At 40.2% G+C, this 18245-nt stretch carries 14 protein-coding genes and 1 pseudogene; 8 read left to right on the top strand and 7 right to left on the bottom strand.

Going from position 1 to position 18245, the window contains the following annotated elements; translation table 11 throughout:
* Positions 1 to 15: 15 nt before the first annotated feature.
* The 4 genes from MB380_RS19260 to MB380_RS19245 all read right to left on the bottom strand — a co-directional run bounded on the left by MB380_RS19260 (position 16) and on the right by MB380_RS19245 (position 6616).
* Entirely contained in the window at positions 16 to 3507 is a 3492-nt protein-coding gene (locus MB380_RS19260; protein ID WP_253530258.1) for an amidohydrolase family protein, read from the bottom strand.
* 201 nt (positions 3508 to 3708) lie between these two features.
* Positions 3709 to 4176: a hypothetical protein gene (locus tag MB380_RS19255; RefSeq protein ID WP_253530256.1), complete on the bottom strand. Its 468-nt coding sequence runs from the start codon at positions 4174 to 4176 to the stop codon at positions 3709 to 3711.
* A complete protein-coding gene (locus tag MB380_RS19250) occupies positions 4161 to 5393 on the bottom strand; it encodes a hypothetical protein (protein WP_253530254.1) in 1233 nt (410 codons plus the stop codon). Before MB380_RS19250 ends, MB380_RS19255 begins: the two co-directional genes overlap by 16 nt.
* A complete protein-coding gene (locus tag MB380_RS19245) occupies positions 5390 to 6616 on the bottom strand; it encodes a DNA cytosine methyltransferase (RefSeq protein ID WP_253530240.1) in 1227 nt (408 codons plus the stop codon). The genes MB380_RS19250 and MB380_RS19245 overlap by 4 nt, the downstream gene beginning before the upstream one ends.
* Before the next feature lie 253 nt (positions 6617 to 6869).
* Between MB380_RS19245 and MB380_RS19240 the strand changes: the two genes are divergently transcribed.
* A complete protein-coding gene (locus tag MB380_RS19240; RefSeq protein WP_253530238.1) occupies positions 6870 to 7268 on the top strand; it encodes a DUF2809 domain-containing protein in 399 nt (132 codons plus the stop codon).
* Between the two features lie 12 nt (positions 7269 to 7280).
* The gene (locus MB380_RS19235; protein ID WP_253530235.1) at positions 7281 to 8120 is read left to right on the top strand and encodes an oxygenase MpaB family protein; all 840 of its coding nucleotides are present in this window, start codon (positions 7281 to 7283) and stop codon (positions 8118 to 8120) included.
* A gap of 36 nt (positions 8121 to 8156) precedes the next feature.
* Here MB380_RS19235 and MB380_RS19230 read toward each other — a convergent pair whose 3' ends face one another.
* Positions 8157 to 8552 carry a hypothetical protein gene (locus MB380_RS19230; RefSeq protein ID WP_101724418.1) on the bottom strand — a complete coding sequence of 132 codons (396 nt, stop codon included), beginning with the start codon at positions 8550 to 8552 and terminating at the stop codon, positions 8157 to 8159.
* A gap of 156 nt (positions 8553 to 8708) precedes the next feature.
* Positions 8709 to 9440, bottom strand: coding sequence for a DUF72 domain-containing protein (locus MB380_RS19225; RefSeq protein WP_253530231.1), 732 nt, complete (start codon positions 9438 to 9440; stop codon positions 8709 to 8711).
* Positions 9441 to 9742: 302 nt separating this feature from the next.
* On the opposite strand from MB380_RS19225, the gene MB380_RS19220 reads away from it, so the two are divergent.
* Positions 9743 to 10141, top strand: coding sequence for a hypothetical protein (locus tag MB380_RS19220; RefSeq protein WP_253530228.1), 399 nt, complete (start codon positions 9743 to 9745; stop codon positions 10139 to 10141).
* A 16-nt stretch (positions 10142 to 10157) separates the two neighbouring features.
* On the opposite strand, the gene MB380_RS19215 is transcribed toward MB380_RS19220, so the two are convergent.
* A complete protein-coding gene (locus MB380_RS19215; protein ID WP_253530224.1) occupies positions 10158 to 10757 on the bottom strand; it encodes an ATP-binding protein in 600 nt (199 codons plus the stop codon).
* Positions 10758 to 11265: 508 nt separating this feature from the next.
* Here MB380_RS19215 and MB380_RS19210 point away from each other — a divergent pair.
* The 5 genes and pseudogenes from MB380_RS19210 to MB380_RS22000 all read left to right on the top strand — a co-directional run.
* Entirely contained in the window at positions 11266 to 11556 is a 291-nt protein-coding gene (locus tag MB380_RS19210) for a YciI family protein (protein WP_253530221.1), read from the top strand.
* Between the two features lie 241 nt (positions 11557 to 11797).
* Positions 11798 to 14956: a TonB-dependent receptor gene (locus MB380_RS19205; protein WP_253530205.1), complete on the top strand. Its 3159-nt coding sequence runs from the start codon at positions 11798 to 11800 to the stop codon at positions 14954 to 14956.
* A gap of 21 nt (positions 14957 to 14977) precedes the next feature.
* A complete protein-coding gene (locus tag MB380_RS19200) occupies positions 14978 to 16420 on the top strand; it encodes a RagB/SusD family nutrient uptake outer membrane protein (protein ID WP_253530195.1) in 1443 nt (480 codons plus the stop codon).
* A gap of 90 nt (positions 16421 to 16510) precedes the next feature.
* Positions 16511 to 17161 (top strand): hypothetical protein, encoded by a 651-nt coding sequence (locus MB380_RS19195; protein WP_253530186.1) that lies wholly within the window; start codon positions 16511 to 16513, stop codon positions 17159 to 17161.
* A gap of 259 nt (positions 17162 to 17420) precedes the next feature.
* A pseudogene (locus tag MB380_RS22000) lies at positions 17421 to 18179 on the top strand (M43 family zinc metalloprotease); the annotation flags it as partial.
* Positions 18180 to 18245: the final 66 nt, after the last annotated feature.

Below are 18245 nucleotides of genomic sequence, written 5' to 3'. Positions count from 1 at the left end.
TCGGTTAGGGGCGTCCTAATCGTTCAAACCCGTAGTATTGGCAGGTTTCTCATAATTCCACTCGGTGCGAGGCAGTTTCTTTTGGGTTGGGTAAACCTCATCTAATGTACCTGCATCATACACACGGCCATTTTTGATAACCATTTTCAGCGTGTTTGAATGACGGATGTTTTCCAGCGGATTCTTATCCATAATCAATAAATCGGCCAGTTTACCTTTTTCAATACTGCCTAAATCCTGGTCAAGACCCAGCGCTTTGGCGCCCAGAATAGTGGCTACACGCAGGGCATCATGGTTCTTCATGCCACCGCTTTGCATCGACCACAACTCCCAGTGATAACCCAGCCCCTGAAACTCACCGTGACTACCGATACCTGCCAATGAACCAGCTTCAACCATCGATTTCATCGATTTGGCATGTTTCTGGAACACGTGTTCTTCCGGCAGAAACCAGCCACTTACTCTACGCGTTTTTTCTGCCAGCTCTTCATAAGGCATAAAATACTGCATCTTTTTGTCGTGGTACGGGTTCTCGGTTTCAAAATAGTAAATCTCTGCAAACGGCCCGCCATAAGCTACCAAAAGCGTAGGGGTAACTGCCATTTGCGAGAACGAAATACTTTTGATAACATCATTATACAACGGATAAACCGGAATAGCATGCTCATGACCCGGATACCCATCCAGCAGGTTGGTCATGTTCAGTTTATAGTTCAGACCACCCTCGGTTGTAGGCATCAATTTCTGGTCTTTGGCAGCTTTGATAATCCACTGGCGAGCCTGGCGGTTACCGGTCAGGTACATTTTAATGTACTTTGTGTCATAATACTTGCTGTATTGTTTCAAAGCATTAATGGCTCCGGTAGAATCCTTGATATTATATGCCCAGAAGCCAACCCCGGGACCCGTAGAGTAGATTCTAGGTCCGGGAATTTTGCCCGATTCCACCATGTCGCCATACGTAAATACGTCGGTGGTAGCGGTTTGAGGATCACGGGTGGTGGTAACACCATAAGCCAGGTTAGCGGCATAAATCCAGACCTGATTCTTCTGTATTCCCCATTGTGGCCACATGTGCGCGTGCGTATCAACAAAGCCAGGCGTAATGGTTTTGCCCTTCACATCTATCACCTTGGCTTTTCCTGCTCCCTTAATGCTTCCGCTTTTGCCTATTTCCTTTATCCGGTTGTTTTCAATCAATATATCGCCGTTTTCTATCACTTCGGTACCTTTCATGGTAATGATACGGGCACCTTTCAGCAGCACGGTTCCGGTAGGTAAATCACGCTTGAAATAGATTTTTATTTCTGTTTCCTGCGGTTTGTATTTCGACTCTTCTTTTTTTGCTGTGGCCTTTTTGGCATCTTTTACTTTCACGCTGTCGGTTTTAATCTTCACTGTGTCGGTCTTCACAATTTTCAGCGAATCCGCCTTTCGTTTTTCTTCTGCTTTTTTGGCAACTTTTACGCTGTCGTCAAAATTTCTGGCTTTTTCTAAATCGTAAACCACGTGGTAACGACCCAGCGACCAGTGCACTTTTTTAGAATCGCTCGACCACGAGGGAAACTCTCCGCCCAATTCTGTCAGCTTTTTAGCCGGAAATTGCGCCGAGCCTGCATCGGCCACCGAAATACTGACAGTCTTACCTGTCTGCGGTACGGTCATTGTATAAATCTCATTGTTTATTTGTGCCAGTGCCTGCTCGCCATCAGGCGCCATAATGATTTGTGATGCCGGAGAAGGACGGTTTACCTCCATAGCCTGCATCGCTTTTTCAGACAGCATACAGTTATGGGCAAAGTCTTCTCCCTCGATGCTCATGCCGTAGGTAGTTATGCCCGTTACTTTCACGTGTGTTTTTTCGTCGGTTCCATCCCATTTAATAGACTGCAGCGCACCGTCGCCTGCACTGAAATAAATGCGGTCGGTGGTTTTGCTTACAAAGTGAGGCGCGGAGCGATCGCGGGCTTTGTCGATAACCGTTACAGGGCCACCGTTGGCATCTATCCAGCAGATTTCGTCTTCTGAACCGTTGGCTCCCGGCCCGATTGATGATTTAAACGTTTGCAGGCGCGTACGGATAAACACTATACGGTCGTTTTTAGGTGTCCAAACGGGTTGTGCATAAAGGGCAGGGTTTTGTGTCAGCCTTTGCAGATTCGGCGTGCCTTCTGCGTTTACTTTATACAAGTGGCCTCCCTCAGGCGCCCAGGTAGTAAACACTAGACTTTTACCATCGGTCGACCACGCCGGTTGGGCTTCGGTGAAATCGTTAGTGGTTATCAGACGAGGGGTACCGTTCGGATAATCGGCTACATACAGGCGATTCAAGGCAGTGAAGGCCAGTTTTTTACCGTCAGGAGAGGCCACCGCATCGCGTATCTGCGTAATGAGCGTATGGCTGCTGTCTGAAACCGGATATTTGAACTCCAGCTGAGGCCCCATTTCTATTTCCATATCTACACTGAACGGAATAGCCACCGGAGCAGAACCATCAATGCTTATTTTGTATATTTTACCGCCATAAGAGGCAATAACCGCCTTGTTATCTGGTGTAAACGCCATGCCCGGCAATACACCCATGGTTGCGATAGACTCCTGGTCGTCGCGTTGAATAGGGTAGGCCAGCCATTTTTCGTCGCCGTTATCCAGGTTTCTCAACACCAATCCTGTTTTGTCTTCAAAGCGTGTACCGTATACCAGCCATTTGCCGTCGCCGGAAAGCGTTGGCGTAAAGGCCGAGCCGTATCTGGATGTAATGGTGGTGCGCTTGGCGTTGTCGCGGTCATATACCCCTATCTGATATTGCGGCATCATGGCGTTGTAGTTCCAGGCACCGCTGCGTTGCGAGAAGTAAATATAACGGCCGTCATGCCCTACGGCTGCATCAATGGTTTTCAGGTTCGTGGGTTGGTCAATCAATTGTACCCCACCGCCACTTTCGTGATGCACCATCCAGAGTTGTACGTTCATGCGGCCTTTCGAGAACACAATGTACTTGCCGTCGGGTGTCCAGTCGGCAGAGGTATAGTTCTGGTCGCGGTCTTTGGTAACCTGTATGGTGTCTTTTTTCTCAAAGTCGATGTACCACACGTTGTCTGACCCGGTGCGGTCAGAGATAAACAACAGCTTTTTACCATCCGGACTAAAGCGTGGGTGGGTATCAAACGCCAGACCTTTGGTTACATTGGTGGCCTTGCCCCCGCCAAACGGAATGGTGAATAAATCGCCCATGACATCAAAAGCAATGGTTTTGCCGTCGGGGCTTACATCGACCGACAGCCAGGTGCCTTCGGTAGTTGTGGTTTTCAGTTTACGTGTGGCTTTAAGCGGTAAATCTTTGTAACGTATATACTTAGTAGTGTCTTTGGTAGGTTTGGTGGTGTCGTTCAGCGCATGCAAAAGCCGCGAGTACACACGGCCTTTAGAAGCAAAGACACCCGCCACCACGCAGCAACCGATGCAGACGCCCATCAGTGCCGACTTAAAAGTAATAGTAGGTTTCATGAAGAAGATGTTTTTTTAAGAAGTGTTTTTTGGTAAAAATATTAAAAAATTTGGGGATTTGGGTGGGGGAGGGGGAATTTGTTGTTGGATTAGGGAAGATTCTTGTGATATTAGCAATAAAGTTGATACTGAAAATTAAAGACAAATTTATATGAATTTTATTATAAAATTTACAGATTTGAAATTTTAACAGTAAATCAATTATATGAATATTTCTGCTATTTGATGAATTATCAGTACTGTTTTTTCGCCATTCTCTATTATTAAAGCAAAATCAATCGAATCAATATTTTCTAGAGTTTTGGTTTGCGCATATTTAGAGTAAGGTAATCCTACTCCAAAGTATATTTTCTCAACTTCTTTATTTTTGAGCAATTTCTCAATTGCTTCTGAATAGTAATTCTCAGCTCTGAGGGAAGAAATTTTATGAAAATCAGATAATACAAAGCGATCTTTATTTTCCAAAAAGATACATACTCCATTTTTTATTGCAACTATATCAGGAATTATAGCCATTTTATTTCTAGTGGTTCTAACACTTTGATTTGGATGTAAAATCTGCCCAGTACCACTTTGTGGGAAATCAAAACATATTATTTCCCATCCTTGATTAATTAACCAAGAAAGTAAAAATTTCGTCACCTGCTCTTCAGTTAAGCGTCTCGCCATAATGCGCCATCGGAAAATAAGATTGCATCTGCAAAATATGAATATACTCTTATATGTTTAGCCTTTGAATAAGTTGACCCATAGCGAACCTGCATGTAATAACGAGGTACCTGTTCTGGTGCTAATTGATTATAAGATTTTTTCAGAATGTTCTTGGCTTCACTAGTTTGAACAGCACTAGTAAAATTATTAATAGAACTTCTGGCGCTTGTTAATTGTAGTGTTTTATTTGTTTCATCTTTTACAAGATTTCCCCATACCATTACTAAATTATATTTTCTTTCTTCAAATGTTTTGCCTTGTCTAGTACATAAGTAATCTATTGCTGCTAATGCTCCCGGAAATGGGTCACCTCGAAACTTAGAATCAGTAAAATAAATGATGGTCTCATCTCTACTTCTTAATAGCTCACCAATTTTATAATTGCTATTCTCATATTGAGATAAATAATTAAGTAGATAAATTGTTGGTATTTTAATCGTAGATGTCAATGGAGACATCTGAAGATTCCCATTTTTTGAAAAATATTCTTGTTGCATAAAGCTTCTTCTATCAATAACAACTCGTCTACTAAGTAAGTTACTTCTGCCTTGGACTATACCAGCAGTTTCAAATACCGATATAACTTCATTTATTGCGTCGAACATTAGCCGCATTTCACTATCTCCACTATCTGGACTTCCGGCATAGCTAATATTACGATCATATTTTAATCCTTTTGATTGAATATTTGGAGATGAATTTGGATTAGAATATGTCTTAAAATCGGACGGGAAGTAATAGAATAATGCTGGTATGCTATATATGTTCATAACATCTTCAAGAGCTTTAAAAACTAATGCATTAATAGCATCCCATCTTGTTGGATTTCCTTGTCTATGAATAATCACAGCCTCGGGATAAATATAAAATGCAGGCACGTTATTCTCAACGGATGCCGCTAATCTCGCAAATCTTTGAAATACATTATGTCCCGTTCCGGCTTCAGTTGAAACTTCTATTGAGAAAATAGGCTCTGAATCTAGTTCAACAATAATGTCTGGAGCATCTAAATAAAGAATTTTTTTTATGTGGTCAGGCATGGTATGAAAGTTTTTTGCATTGTTGGCATCACTTTCATACATTTTCTTTTTTGTAACGCTTTTAGTCGAGAGGACCGTGTTGTCAATTATATAATCCGCAAAACTTTCAGTACTATACCAAACTCTATAGTTCATATTATATATTTTTTAAGAGCAAGTGCTATGGCTTTTGCAAGTAACGGCGGAACTGCATTACCGGTTTGAACTCTACCTTGAACTATTCCACCTTTAACAACAAACGTATCAGGGAAACTTTGTAATCGGCATCTTTCTCTAATAGTGAGCCCTCTGGCATCACTTGGATGTCCAAATTGAAATTGAGGTCGAATTCCACCAGATACTTGTGTAGGGCTTAAACTTTCCCAAGAAAGTCTAATCCTTTGTTTAAAGTTAGGATACATTGGCTCCCCTGGTTTAGTATTCTCAATTTTTTCTATTGTTTCTTTAGGATGATTCGGAGCTTTATGATTCTTAAGATTTTTATCATCAACATTTTTACGCATTAACCTTTGGTAATCACTAAATGGTTCACATTTATATTCCAGAGATTCTTCATTTGGTTTTAAACTTGGCAAATCACCAATAGCTTCCTTAACAGTTACATAAGGAATGCCAGTAGTATCTCCATGAGTTTTTATGATATCATTAAAGTTAAACTCCTCCCCATGTACACCTATAAAGACAAGTCTTTGTCTTCTTTGTGGAACTCCGTAATCGGGGGCAAAAAGCAGTTTGCTTTTTACAGTTGTTCCGGTTGCTTCACTTAAATCTTTTTCAATTGTCTTAACAAAGTTTCCTGTACTTTTCATACCTGAAACATTTTCTAATACTATTGCTTTCGGTTGTAAGTCTTTAATTAATCTAATGAACTCTTTATAAAGTAAATTCCTTTCATCATTTTCATGACGCTTCCTATTATTTAAGGAAAATCCTTGACATGGTACACCAGCAATAAGTACATCAATTTTTTGATTATTTGTTAATTCTGTGATTAAATTTGCTTCAACTTTTCTAACATCCCCCAGAATTGTAGCTGAACGGGGATGATTGGTTTTAAAAGTTTGAATAGATGGAGAATGAATGTCACAACCTAAAATAACTTCGTAGCCTGCCATTTCAAACCCCATTGAAGTTCCTCCACATCCACAGAATAACTCAACAACAGTTGGTCTTACTACATTATTCTTTGCCCCTTTTTGTGTAATTAAATTGTGATTATTGTAATATAAATTTTCTTCTACTTTTACTGATTTATCCCAAACATTAAAATGCTCACCCCTAGATTGAGTAAAATAGAATTCTAGTTGATTTTCGTCAACTTGAATATTGTCAATGTCATCTAATTCTATAATTTTCATTTTTAAGGCCTTATTATATTTTTCAAAAGTAGAGGTTTTACATTAAATAATAAAGCATAAAAAGACAAAGTTGATAAACATAACAATTGTTATAATCATTTTACAAATCAACTTAATAAATATAAAGCCTCGAATCTAAGATTAGTTAATGAATTTTACTTTTTAGCATCATTTGTATAGAAAAAAAACATTCTCCTTTCCAAAATCCAAAAACAATCACTAACTTTGTAAAACAAAGTACTTTTAATTATTGATGTTTACTTTCAGACCTAAATATGGATTGCTGGCGGTTGTTTTCTTCGTTATTGAGGTAATGATAGCCGTCTATGTGCATGATTCGTTCGTCAGGCCCTTTGTGGGAGACTATCTGGTGGTGTTTCTAGTCTATTGTTTCGTTTTTACGTTCTGGAACACCCATTTTGTAACAGAGTCGGTGGCGGTGCTGTTGTTCTCTTATCTGGTTGAGGCCTCGCAGTATTTCCATTTTGTGCATCGCATGGGTTGGGAGAAGCACAGAATGGTGGCCGTTGCCCTGGGCAGCAGCTTTTCGTGGTATGATATGCTGGCCTACACGCTGGGTGTCCTGACCATCCTTTGGGTAGAGTACCAGAGAACAAAAGCAGGGGCGTATCCACAAAAAAAGGGCTTTTAAATTGAAACGGTTATGAATGATTTTGTTGACAAGCACTCGATAGTTAGAAAAATATGGGGCAACTCAGATGTGATTCTGTTCATCTTTGCCGGCTCAGCGGCAGAATTTGCCCTCAACAAAGCGGTTGACTGGCTGTATTTTACAGGCAAGATTCCGTCTGACCCCTTAGGGCGGCTATTTTCAACTGTCCGCTATGCACAAATGATTGTCTTTGCCGACGGAGAAAGTGCCATCAAAACCATTGACCAGATAAGCAGTATCCATCAGGGCGTTGAACAGAGTCGCGGTGCACGCATCCCCGACTGGGCTTACAGAGATGTGCTGTATATGCTGATTGATTATGGGGTGGTAGCTTATGAATTGTTGGAAAGAAAACTGAGCCTGGAAGAAAAAGAAGAAGTTTTCAATGTCTTTTCGGAGGTGGGTTTACGGATGGGCCTGAAAGACCTGCCCAGAGATTACGCCAGTTGGCTACAGTCTCGCGAGGAGCATCTACAGGCAGACTTAGTGAACGGGCATTACACGGCAGACCTTTTTAAACAATATAAAAAACATCTGGGCGGTACTCGTTACCGTATTTTGTTGGAGTGCCAGAAACTCGTGGTTCCGGCAAAGGTGTCTGAGCTGTTGCACTTCGGCAGTTCGGCAAAGGGCAAAATATTACTGAATCTGTATTTATTGAGCCGCAAGCTCAAAATTGATGGGCTGGTGAAGCATATTCTTCTTCCGGCTGAGTACAGCGAGCAGATACACGCTTTAAACAACGGGGCTTTAGCAAAGGCCAAGCCAAAAACGGATAGTATCAACCATGCAAGAGCTTATCACGCCAATAAAAAACTGCAGGGCATGTAAACCGCATCTGGTAGGCGGGGTGTAGTTGTTTAAGCGTCAGGCTTTTTCTTTTCTTACAACCAGCCAGATAAGAATGGCCGAAAGCAGGGTAATGGGCGTAAAGACGTATTTCTCAAATGAAGTTTTGGCCATCAGGTTACCAATGGTATTGACCGAAAAAAGTATCAGAAACAGCCAGAGAATGTTATTAAGCAGCCGGTCGGGTACGTTGTTTTTTACATATTGTGCTTTCAGCAGTAGCACCGTTATAAACAGCAGATTGATAACGATAGACACCGCCTCAAAAACATACATTTCCTGTGTAGAATGGATTCTCCCTGCCCACACAATAGTGTACGGAATTACATCTGCCATCACTGATACATGAAACGCAATAATGAGCGGAAACAGCGTAAGTAAGGTTCGCAGGGCAGCAGCTTTTGTTGTTTTCATAACCGTAGCAAATAAAGATTATTATTCTGCTGCAATTTATGCTTTATGCCTTTATTAACCTACAATTAAGGTGTAGTCTCGCCCCTGAAGTGCTTAAAAGTATCCGGTCATTCTTGTTTTCAGGTTTTGTATTTCTGCTGATATAGGCCAAAGTAATCAGATATGGTCAGATGCCAACAACTTTTGCAGGTATCTGGCATTATTAATAGCGGCCAGCCCCCATGTATTATTAAAGTACACATAAGTGTTTTTTTGGCTTTTTTTTATGTTTTCGGCCAATTCCTGCAATGTTTCTTCGCTATACTCAGATTTAAACAATTCCGGTTTGCCATGCAGCCGGTAATACAAGGCAGTAGGGTGGTTACTGATTACCTCTTCGGGTATATCTTTGGGGATACTTACACCACAGAAAACAACACCTTGCTCGGCCAGTAAGTCATAAACCTGGTTATTCCACCAGCTTTTGTGTCTGAACTCCACCACATTCAGGTACCGGTGATTAAGGCCTTCAATGATATGATTGATATTCTCTTTGGTACACAGAAAAGAAGGCGGAAACTGAAACAGAAATCCACCGAGTTTTTCTCTCAGGCTATTACTGATGTGCTTACAGAAATCGGCAATCTCGGTATTCACACCATTCATCTGGTTAATGTGCGTTATTGCCTGGGGTGCTTTAACAAAAAAAACAAAGCCATCGGGTGTTTGGTCGTACCAATTGTTTAAAGTTTTGGTGGTGGGTTTTCTGTAGAATGAAGAATTAATTTCCACCGAGTTGAAATTTTCAGCATAGACAGCCAGATAGTCTTTCGACTGCAGACTATCCGGGTAGAATTGACCTTTCCAGTCTTTATTGGAAAAGCCTGAACAACCAATAAAATGATTCATGTACATGTCTTTTCTGGAAAAAACTTCTTGATGCTGTATAAAATTCGTAAAAATTTAAGCCAGACATCCATTATTCAGGGGTATTTCGGCTGGCGATTTTATTAAACGGAGAAATTGCCGCACAAATGGCCAGGAAATCGCTAATCGTTGCCTATTAATTTTCCCAACTGTGTTGATGCTGAGAAATTTAAACCTCGGAAAAACAGAATATGCCTGCATTTTTGAGTTTAATGGGTTTGGTATAGAATTTTTTTAAGAAATAATGTTAAATTATTTATTTTATCCTTTAACTTATTACAATTATGACAAGTTCACAGAATAATCCGAGAGAAGACGAAAGAAACCCGTCTACACAACAATCTGGTAACAGAGATACCGCTCAACAAGGCCAACAATCAAGCCAGAATCAGGGCCAGCAAGGCCAGGAAGGCTTGAATCAGGGTCAGCAATCCGGCAATCGTGATTCCAACCAACAATCAGGAAACAGAAATACCAGCCAGCAGGGCCAACAAAGTAATACTTCCGGCGGTCAGCAGGGGCAGTCAGACCAGTGGACTAAAGACCAGAACGAACAAGGCAGAGACCGTGAACAAGACCGCGAGGGTGTAAACAGAAACGCCGATTACTCTGAAAACCGTGAAATAGAAAAGAATATGGACAACCGTAACGGAGATATGGACAGAGACCCCAATCGTTTGTAATAGTTAGCCATATTCTTTAAATAAGTTGCCTGAGGGTGATGAAACACAAAAGCGTTTTAGATAAGCAGATTTTTACTCTGTTAATCGGCTTGTGTTTCATCACCTTTGGTATGTTCACGCAAATACCAATAGTAGCGTTGCCATTTTCACTGTTTTTTATGTTCGGATTCTTTTGTTCAAAAAACTTAAGCTGCTGATGCCGGCAGGTAAATATGAAATTTGCTCCCTTGCCCGGCTCACTGGTTGCTGACAGGTGCCCTTTATGGTTTTCAACTATTTTTTTGCAAAGTGCCAGACCAATACCTGTGCCTGCATAAGATTGTTTGTCGTTGAGCCTCTGAAAAATAGTAAATATCTGCTTGGCATATTGTTGCTCAAAGCCAATGCCGTTATCGTGAATTTCAATCAGGAAATAGCTTTTGTTAGCATTCAGTTCAATAACCGAGTTTACTTCGGCAAAGCTGAGCTTATGAGAGGTGATATTTATTTGTGGGTCAGTTGTGGTAAATTTAAGTGAGTTACTAAGCAGGCATTTCATATTAAGGCCTGAATCTTCTAGTGCCAGATAAAAGATTTCCTGGTCATCCTGATCATCATCAACAAGTAAACAAGTCAAAGTGGATGGCGGCATATAATAAGAAAGTTGAAGCTCAAATTTTAAATTTGTTCAACAGACAGGTACTTTTTTAACGTAATAAGTTCAACAAATTACGTAAATAATCAGGGCAAGCCTCGTTTTACGTATCATAAATTGAGCTTTTTTTATCAGGCGGTTTAACCCGGCCATAAATATAGGCGCGCAGGTAATTTACCTTTTTAGAACTACCTGCTTAATAGAGTAAAGATTAATTGGCAGGCTATATTTACAGCCAGTTTTATGCATGAATGCTCATTTGCTGAAATTAAATTTTAAAATTTATAGACATTCTTTGTACAATCAACACAGCGAATTGATTCAATAATACGTTCGTATTATTGAATCCGGTAATTGTAATAATTTGTTGGCCTACTTTTAATGACTGAAACCAGCAAGTTTTACAGAATGCCAGGCAAATGAAAAAAGTATTACTAACAAGTTCTTCTGGCAACGCTTAAAGGAATTTTCTAAACTAAATTGTAGTTTAATGAATCAATATGTCATCATCGCTATTGATGGAACGGATTCCCAGGCCTTAGAACGCCGTATGGCGGCCCGCCCCTCACACCTGGCCGGAGCCCGGGACCTAAAAGCCAATAATCACTTCATTTTGGGTGGTGCTATACTTGATGAATCAGGGAAAATGACAGGCTCAGTAATGATAGTTCAGTTTGAAGATGAAGCAGCTCTACAGAATTGGTACTGCAATGAGCCATACATTCAGCAAAATGTCTGGCAATCAATAGAGATAAAGCCATTCAGAGTAGCAGACGTCTGACCATCTGAATTTCTGAAATTTTAAATTTTAATAAAATATTAAGTTTGCCAATTTTGCCGTTTATTACTGCATTTTCTGTTAAATAACTAAAAAAAGTACAACAAAGTCGTTTATTTGCTGCTGGTTTTTTTAATCAAAATTTAATGTCATTTTTTTTTTAATCGCTTTTTAATAATTTTACCATCCACTTTTTAAGTGTGTCTTTAGAATTTTTAAACAAACTAAACAAACCTTCAATCACATGAGAAAACAATTTCTACTTCTCTTAATGCTGGGGATTATCTTAACCGGTTGGCAGGTGTCTGCGCAAGAGAGAACTGTTTCTGGAAAAGTAACGGCCTCAGAAGATGGGTCACCATTGCCTGGTGTGAGTGTTTCGGTAAAGGGTTCAAAACAAGGAACTCAGACTGATGCATCAGGAGTGTACAAAGTAACGGTGTCAGGTAATGCAACATTAATTTTTAGTTTTATTGGTACATTAACACAAGAGATTGCAGTTGGAACACGCTCAATCGTTGATGTTCAGTTAGTTGCAGACAACAAACAACTGAATGAGGTTGTGGTTGTTGGTTATGGTACTCAGAAGAAAACTGAGTTTACCGGTGCGGCATCTACAGTTAAAGCGACTCAGATTGCTGAACGTCCTGTTCAAAGTTTTTCTCAAGGTTTAACTGGTCAGGCATCCGGAGTAAACATTGTTCAGCCAAACGGTTTGCTAAACAACCCACCGGTTATCCGTGTTCGTGGTCTTAGCTCACTTTCATTGAGCTCTTTTCCATTGGTTGTAATTGACGGTATACCTATCGCTACAGGTGACGTATCTGGTAACGCAAGTACAAACAACCCTTTGGGAGACATTAACCCCGCTGATATTGAGTCTATCGACATATTAAAAGATGCAGCCTCTGCTGCCATCTATGGTTCTCGTGCTGCAGCAGGGGTATTATTGATTACCACCAAACGTGGTAAAGCAGGCAAAACCAAAGTAAGTATTGATAGCTGGGCTGGTGTAAGCAATGCAGTACGTTTACCAGATGTACTCAATGCACAGCAGTACATGGACCATAAAAACATGGCAATTGCTAATGCATTAGCTAACAACCCCAATGCCATAAATGCTTCTCAACGCGATGCTCAGAATCGCTCATTCCTTCCTAATTATGATGCCAATGGCAACTTAATTGATACTGACTGGTATAAAGAAGTTTATAGAACCGGATTTTCTCAAAACCATAACCTTACAGTTCAGGGTGGCTCAGAAAAAACTACTTATTACTTCTCTGCAGGTTTCTCAGATCAGGATGGTTTCCTAAGGGCCAATAACTTTCAGCGTCGTTCAGGTCGTTTAAATATGGATCATCAGGCCACTAACTGGTTGAAGTTATCGGCAAACATAAACTATACCAATAGTATGAACAAATCACCTAACAGTGGTTCGTACACTGGTGGTGCATTTGCTACATCTGGGTTGGGTCGTATAGCAGTGGCTCAAGTGCCAAACCTGCCTGCTTATAATGCAGATGGTTCTTATAACCTTGAAAACAATACAGTAGGTCGTAAAAATAACTTGTTACCTGCGCAGTTCCCTAATGCAGCCGTATTGAGAGATTTAGATAAAAACACCTCTGAAACTAGCCGCGTAATTGCTAATCTGGGTGCAGAAGTGAAGCTATATGATGGCCTTAACTATAAAACTACTTACTCTTGGGACTTCAGGAATACTGAAAACATCCGTTTCTGGAACCCATTCAATGGTGACGGTTGGGCTGCACAAGGTGATGCATATAACCAGACTGTACGTGGTGACAACTGGAACTGGATTAATACCTTGCAGTACATGAAAACCTTTGCTGAGAAGCACAATATCACTATCGTGGCTGGTTCAGATGTTCAAAAAAGAAGAAATACAAGTTGGGGCGCACAACGTCAGACTTTGGCAGACTTCTTCTTCCAGGATTTCCAGGGTAACTACACTACGAACCTTGCTGCAGGTAATGGTATTTCGCAAGTGGCTTTTGAAGCCTATTTAGGTAGTGTTAGCTATAGCTATGCAGGTAAATATTTTGTTAGCGGTAACTACCGCCGTGATGGTAACTCTGCTTTGGCTGCTCAAAACCGTTGGGGTGATTTCGGAGGGGTGTCTGTAGGTTGGACAATTTCTGAAGAAGAATTCTTTAAATCTCTTGGTTTTGGTAACACGCTTTCTTCATTACGTTTGAAAGGAAGCTGGGGTAAAGTTGGTAACGGTAACTTAAACAATGCTTACGGTTCATATTCTACATTTGGTTCTGGCTTATATGGTTCCTCTGCTACATTGGCATTTAACCAGGCTGGTAACAAAGACCTGAAATGGGAAACAAGTGCACAAACTAACATTGGTATAGATGTTAGCTTCCTGAATGACCGTATCACGTTAGAGGCTAACTGGTATAACAAAGACATCAACAATTTGATTCTTGATGTTCCGCAAGCACCTTCAAAAGGTATCCCTGGTAATACAATTCTTGCCAACGTTGGTTCAATGTACAACAAGGGTTGGGAGTTTTCAATCAATGCAGTGCCTATTAATAAAGGTGGTTTTACTTGGTCAACCAACATTAACTTCTCTACCAATAAAAATATGGTTACGAGCATGGTTGATGATAACACGCCAATCCTGACTAATACCTCTGGTTTGGAAGCTACAAATATCACGAAGGTTGGATATTCAGCGGGTCAGATTTATGGTGTAGTAACTCATGGAGTTAACTCTGATAATGGTCGTCGTATTTTCGTTACACGTGACGGCAAAGAAGTGCAATACAATCACCTTGGCGGTGCAACAGCATGGACTTTAGTTTCTGATGGTTCAGCAACTGTGTCTCCATCGTCACAACAAGTGATATTAGGAGGAACAATGCCAACCTGGTATGGTGGATTTAATAATACTATGAAGTATAAAGGATTTGATTTAGGATTGAACTTTACATTCTCTGGTGGGAATTACATCTATAACGGTAGCAAAGCCGGTTTGAGAGACCAACGTGTTTGGAATAACTCTGTAGAAGTATTAACTTCTTGGAAAAACCCTGGTGATATCACGAATATTCCCAAAGCAATCTACGGAGACAACATTTCAAACGGCTCATCATTCCTGATTTCTGAAAATGTTGAGAAAGGAGACTTCTTACGTTTGCAAACAGCTACTTTGGGTTATCGTGTACCTAGTACATTTGGTAAAACAGGTATTACTTCTATGAGAGTGTATGCGCAGGTAAATAACGCCTTCTTACTAACCAAGTATACCGGTGTTGACCCTGAAATCTCAACTAACGGAGATTCTAATAATGCAATGGGTATTGAGCGTAACTCAATTCCACAAGGCAGACAATTTACGCTTGGTCTTAACTTAAGTTTCTAATTTCTAAATGACATTGATTTTATGAAAATATTAAATAAAAAAATAGGATTCCTATCATTGGCATTAACGCTTAGTCTTTCTTCTTGTAAAGAAGATTTTCTGAACGCTGTTCCGGAACTGAGCTTGTCTGATGCGACAGTTTTCAGTACTCCTGCCCGTGTTGAATCGCAGATAACAGGATTGTATGCTTCAGCAAAGAGTGGTGCGCTTTTCGGTGGTCGTTATTTGATTTATAACGATATCCGCGCTGAAGAATTTGTAAACCGTACTACTAACTCTGTTACCGGATACTCTACGTATCAGGGTAATCAGGACCCTTCAGATACTTACATAGCTAACTTCTGGGTGCAGGGATACCTGACTATCAACCGAGCCAACTTGTTTTTGGAAGGTATAGCAGCCAATCCAAATGCAGTGAGTACGACTTTGGCTGCCAATTACAGAGGCGAGGCAAAATTTATTAGAGCACTAACTTATTTTTCTTTAGTGCAGCTTTTTGCTAAACCGTATGCATTAGATAACGGTGCATCACCAGGTCTTCCACTAAGATTAAAGGGTGAAGTTACTTCTGCCAATAATAATTTGCCTAGAAGCACTGTTGCACAAATTTATGAGCAAGTGTTGAAAGACCTGAACGAGGCAGAAAATGAATTGCCAGATAACTACACTACCCCTTTGCTTCGTACAACCAGAGCACACAAAAACACCGCAATTGCTTTAAAAACCCGTGTATTGTTAGCAAAGAAAGACTACGCAGGTGTAATTACAGAAGCCAACAAAATTGTTTCGGCTGCTTCTCCTTTCAAATCAGCCAACAGAGTTGCTCATGAATTGCAAGCAGATGTAGTTTCTGTTTTCAGAGCTCCATACACTTCAGTTGAGTCTATTTTCTCATTCCCGATGGCTGAAACAAACGGTCCGGGAGGACAAAACCAGTTAGGGTATTATTTCAATGCAGGTAACGTTGAGTATTTTATTAATACGGGTCCAACGGGTATCTATGCTAATGCACAATTCAGAGCTTCTGATGATCGTAAAGCTAAACTGATGGTACCAACTACTTCAGTTGCTGCGTTCCCGTCAAGTACTAAATTCAGCGGTGTATCTCCATATATCGATTTTGTACCAAGTATTCGCTATGCAGAGGTTTTGTTAAATCTTGCCGAAGCTGAGGCAGAAGCCGGTAGTCAAACACGTGCCTTGGCTTTGTTGACAGCAGTACACCGTCGTTCTGATGCTACTTACGATTTTGGTTCACCTTCAAAAGCAGATTTGATTACTGCAATTCTGACTGAAAGACGTATTGAGTTGTTTGCTGAAGGTTTCAGAACAGTAGATATTCTGAGAAGAGGTCAACCAATTAACTCTTTTGGTGCTGGTGCTTTAATTCAGCCATCAGACCCAAGATACATCTTTGGTATTCCTTTGACTGAAATCCAGACAAACCCTGGTATAGGTAATTAATTTATTGAAGGTTTTTTTTATATTTGTAATGGGTTGTCTGGTTCTACTAAGACAACCCATTTTTTTATATAAATTTAATTTTTTAGAACAATGAAACAACTTGGAAAGCTATTGATTGTAAGTTTTGGTTTTGTCTGGCTAGCTACTAATGCTCACGCGCAGATTGCTATCTCGGCCGATGTGATAGGGGGCACGCCCCTTACCGGACAACCGTATACTAATATAAAGGGATCTCCTTTTTTATTGGATACATGGGAAATCGGCACTGTTACCATGGCATCAGGTAAAAAGTTTGAGAATTTAAGCATGATGTTCGATCAGGTTGCCAATATGGTTATTTTTAGAGGCGCGGACGGGCAAAGCAAAGCATTTAGCCAGCCTGTGGCAGCATTTACTGTAAAAAAGGGAGCCGACGTTTATAATTTTGAAAGAAGCCCGGACGGTGTTTTTTATGAAAAACTATTGACCGGAAAAATTACTTTATGGAAGAAAAACCAAAAGTCTATAATTGATGAGAAGCCGTACGGCTCAGCTACTGTGCAAAGAAATATCTTGAATAACACCAGCTATTATATCGGAGAGCTTTCAAAACTTTCAAAGATAAAAACCGATAAAAAATCTATTATTGCCTTATTTGGCGACAAGGCCGGAGAGGTTGAGATATACATAAAAAAGGAAAAATTGGGTACAAAAGAAGACGCCGATTTAATACGCATATTTGATTACTATAATAGTTTGTAATCGACACTTAACTCTACTGAAGGTGCTTGTTTTTTAAACATGCACCTTTTTTTATATCCCAAAAAGGCATGGCATTCAAAGTTATAATTGAACCCTTAATGTATGCAAAATTTAAGATAATGATTATACGTATCTTCTGAACTTTTGCTAATTTGGAGCCGTAATGCTGTGATACCTGAATGCTCTGCAGAAAGCTCATTTTTCGGTCTCAATAAGCCATCTTTTAAGAACGTAAATCTAACTTAAGTACCACCCTTTAATGAAAAATCTGTTTTGTTTTTTGCTGCTATTATTTTCCTTTTTTAAAGCAGAAGGCCAAGCCACATGGTGCCGCGCACAAGAGCCTACACAGGAAGAAAGGAGGCTTTTTCTTCAGAAGTATCATTCGGTTGAATCTGTAAAGGCCCGCCAGGCTGTAGAAACAGTGACTCATGTAGCGCTTAAAATACACTTATTAAGTATGTCAAATGGTGCAATCGAGGTTCCTGATGTAAAAATCAAGGAATTAATAGACTCACTTAATGCACATTTTATAGGCGCCAACATACAGTTTTATCAGTGTGGGGAAATTGATAATATCAGAGATGATAAATACTATACTTTCAATACCAACGATGAGCCTGCGTTTTGTAAGAAATATGATGTTAGCAATGCAATCAATGTTTATTTGGTTAAGAAATTTGCTGATGCCGGCCTGGGTGGTTACGCCTATTTCCCGTCATCAAATAAAACTACAAACCGTATTTTTTGCGCATATAGTAATCTGGCCGATTTGATTACCAAAATTCTGCCTCACGAAATGGGCCATTATTTTGGTTTAATGCATACTTTTCAGGGCTCCGGATATGAAGCTAACGCGGAATTGGTTACAAGAGGTGAAAAAAGCAATTGTGCATATACCGGAGACTTAATTTGTGATACACCCGCAGACCCTTACGGTAGAGGAACTTACAGTATTCAGAATTGCCAGTATACTTCTACAAACTTAGATGCCAATGGTGAAGGCTATTCTCCTCAGATAGGTAACCTGATGTCATATTATCGCGGTTGTGGAAACTTCTTTACACCAGGCCAGCGCTCAATG

This window comes from Emticicia sp. 21SJ11W-3, assembly GCF_024138715.1.
In the GTDB taxonomy this organism is placed as follows: Bacteria; Bacteroidota; Bacteroidia; order Cytophagales; family Spirosomataceae; genus Emticicia; species Emticicia fluvialis.
This window is presented reverse-complemented; position numbering and strand designations above follow the sequence as displayed.

What these genes read in the sequence shown, in the direction of transcription:
- MB380_RS19260 (WP_253530258.1), bottom strand. Translation starts at nt 3,507, where the DNA reads ATGAAACCTACTATTACTTTTAAGTCGGCACTGATGGGCGTCTGCATC.
- MB380_RS19255 (WP_253530256.1), bottom strand. Translation starts at nt 4,176, where the DNA reads ATGGCGAGACGCTTAACTGAAGAGCAGGTGACGAAATTTTTACTTTCT.
- MB380_RS19250 (WP_253530254.1), bottom strand. Translation starts at nt 5,393, where the DNA reads ATGAACTATAGAGTTTGGTATAGTACTGAAAGTTTTGCGGATTATATA.
- MB380_RS19245 (WP_253530240.1), bottom strand. Translation starts at nt 6,616, where the DNA reads ATGAAAATTATAGAATTAGATGACATTGACAATATTCAAGTTGACGAA.
- MB380_RS19240 (WP_253530238.1), top strand. Translation starts at nt 6,870, where the DNA reads ATGTTTACTTTCAGACCTAAATATGGATTGCTGGCGGTTGTTTTCTTC.
- MB380_RS19235 (WP_253530235.1), top strand. Translation starts at nt 7,281, where the DNA reads ATGAATGATTTTGTTGACAAGCACTCGATAGTTAGAAAAATATGGGGC.
- MB380_RS19230 (WP_101724418.1), bottom strand. Translation starts at nt 8,552, where the DNA reads ATGAAAACAACAAAAGCTGCTGCCCTGCGAACCTTACTTACGCTGTTT.
- MB380_RS19225 (WP_253530231.1), bottom strand. Translation starts at nt 9,440, where the DNA reads ATGAATCATTTTATTGGTTGTTCAGGCTTTTCCAATAAAGACTGGAAA.
- MB380_RS19220 (WP_253530228.1), top strand. Translation starts at nt 9,743, where the DNA reads ATGACAAGTTCACAGAATAATCCGAGAGAAGACGAAAGAAACCCGTCT.
- MB380_RS19210 (WP_253530221.1), top strand. Translation starts at nt 11,266, where the DNA reads ATGAATCAATATGTCATCATCGCTATTGATGGAACGGATTCCCAGGCC.
- MB380_RS19205 (WP_253530205.1), top strand. Translation starts at nt 11,798, where the DNA reads ATGAGAAAACAATTTCTACTTCTCTTAATGCTGGGGATTATCTTAACC.
- MB380_RS19200 (WP_253530195.1), top strand. Translation starts at nt 14,978, where the DNA reads ATGAAAATATTAAATAAAAAAATAGGATTCCTATCATTGGCATTAACG.
- MB380_RS19195 (WP_253530186.1), top strand. Translation starts at nt 16,511, where the DNA reads ATGAAACAACTTGGAAAGCTATTGATTGTAAGTTTTGGTTTTGTCTGG.